Genomic DNA, 1,914 nt, shown 5'->3' with positions numbered 1-1,914 from the left:
GGCCAAGACCGAAGCCAAGCAGGTCGTGGCTGGCGCCCAGCGCCGCGGCGAAGCCGGCGGGCGCCTCGGCGCGCTGCCGCGCCAGGCGGATCAGGGCGCGCACCTTGTCCGAGGCCGTGGTCGCGCCGTCCAGCTCGAGGCCGGCCAGGAAGGTCGCGTCCTCGTCCGTCAGTCGTACGCTCAGGGGTTTGCTCAATCCGACCATGGGTTGTTCAGCGCCTGTTCAACTCGCAACGTAGCGTTGCGTAATACAAATGTAAACACACGTATACAAACCCGCGTTCGGTCAAGCTTCCGACGCAATCTCTCTCCCAAATTGGAGAGGCGGGCGGCGGCGAGCGCCGCTAGCCTGCAACTGAGAGTCGCGCGGGGGAGACGGAACATGCGGCGGGGATGGATCGGCGGGCTGGGGCTGGCCCTGGGTCTGGCGGCGGCCGGAAGCGTGCTGGCGGCCGAAGCGCCGCCGGCGAACCCGACCCTGGTGGCGCACGACTACGTGGCCCGCGACGGAGGTGAGGCGCGCGCCCAGGCCCTGCGCATCGACCGGCTGGATGTCGAGGTCGACCTCAGGGGCGGCCTGGCGCGCACCGTCGTCACCGCCCGCTTCCTCAATCCGACCCGCCAGCCGCTCGAGGGCGACTTCGAGCTGGACCTGCCGGCCGGGTCGGTGGTGACCGGCTACGCGCTCGACGTAAACGGCGCGATGGTCGACGGCGTGCTGGTCGACCGGCGCAAGGGCACCACGGCCTACGAGGAGAAGGTGCGCCAGGGCGTCGACCCGGGCCTGGCCGAGGTGACGCGCACCGGCGCGTTCCGCACCCGGGTGTTTCCCGTCATGCCCGAGCAGGGGCGCACGGTGCGGCTCGAGTTCGTCACGCCCCTGACCCCGGACAAGGGATACGCCCTGCCGCTGTCGACCGAGCCGGTGGGAACGACCTCGCTGGTGGTGCGCACCGATCGCGCCGCCCCGGTCGAGGCGCGCGCGCCCGAGGGAATGGCCCTGAAGTGGAGCCGCGGGCAGGGCGGCATGGAGGGCAGGGCCTCCTCCAAGGGCCGGCCGCTGACCGGCGGCCTGTGGCTGGCCTGGGCGCCGGCGTCGGAGCCGACGACCGTCGCGCGGCACAAGTCGGGCGAACTGTTCGTGGAAATCGACGATGCGGTCGGTCCGCTCGCCGCGCGTGCGGCTCGGCCCGAACGGGTGCGGGTCTACTGGGACCGGTCGCGCTCGCGGCGCGACGACGATCTCGGCGCCGAGCGGCTGCTGCTGGCCCGCTACCTGGAGGCCGTCGATCCGAAGTCGGTCGACGTCGTGCTGTTCGGCGACGGTCGTCCGAGCGTCACGAGTTACGACGCCCTGCCGGAGGACGCGCCGCAGCCCGCCTACGACCCGCGTCTCAGCGTCCGGGCCGATGCGGCTGTCCCGCGAGATCCCGAGGACTATCGGGGCGCGACCTCGCTCGCCGGGCTGAGCGAGATCGACGCCCCGCGCGCCGACGTCTGCCTGTGGTTCACCGACGGAAACGTCACCCTGGAGGAGGCTGACCCGAAGCGCGGGCGGTGCCTGACCTTCACGATCTCCAGCGCCGCCGACGCCGACGCCGGCTTCCTGTCCGTGCTGGCCGGACGTTCGGGCGGCGGACACGTCGACCTGCGCACGACCACGCCTGAGGCGGCGCTGTCGCGCATGACCCGCTCGGGGCCCCGGGTGGTCGGGGTGACCGACACCGCCGGGCGCGACCTGGACTACACCGTGCTGCCGACCGGGCCGGACCGGGTGCGCCTGGTGGCGAGGGCGCCGATGAGCGGCGAGGCCGTGGTCGTCGAGGTCGCCGGCGGCGCCGGCCCGCGCGACCGGGTCTACCGGATCGATCGCGCGAGCGCGCGTCCGCACGACGCGGCCGGAGCGCTCTGGGG

General features: G+C 73.2%; 1 protein-coding gene and 1 pseudogene. One reads left to right on the top strand and one right to left on the bottom strand.

Going from position 1 to position 1,914, the window contains the following annotated elements; genetic code table 11:
• Nucleotides 1-205: pseudogene (locus G3573_RS21315) on the bottom strand (hypothetical protein); the annotation flags it as partial.
• A gap of 177 nt (nucleotides 206-382) precedes the next feature.
• Between G3573_RS21315 and G3573_RS21310 the strand changes: the two are divergent.
• Nucleotides 383-1,914, top strand: a 1,532-nt coding sequence (locus G3573_RS21310; RefSeq protein ID WP_163263638.1) for a VIT domain-containing protein, incomplete at its 3' end; no start/stop codon positions are given.

Origin of the sequence: Caulobacter sp. 17J65-9 (genome assembly GCF_010975005.1) — a bacterium.
In the GTDB taxonomy this organism is placed as follows: Bacteria; Pseudomonadota; Alphaproteobacteria; order Caulobacterales; family Caulobacteraceae; genus 17J80-11.
The sequence above is the reverse complement of the archived record's forward strand: the minus strand, read 5'-3'. Positions and strand labels throughout refer to the sequence as shown.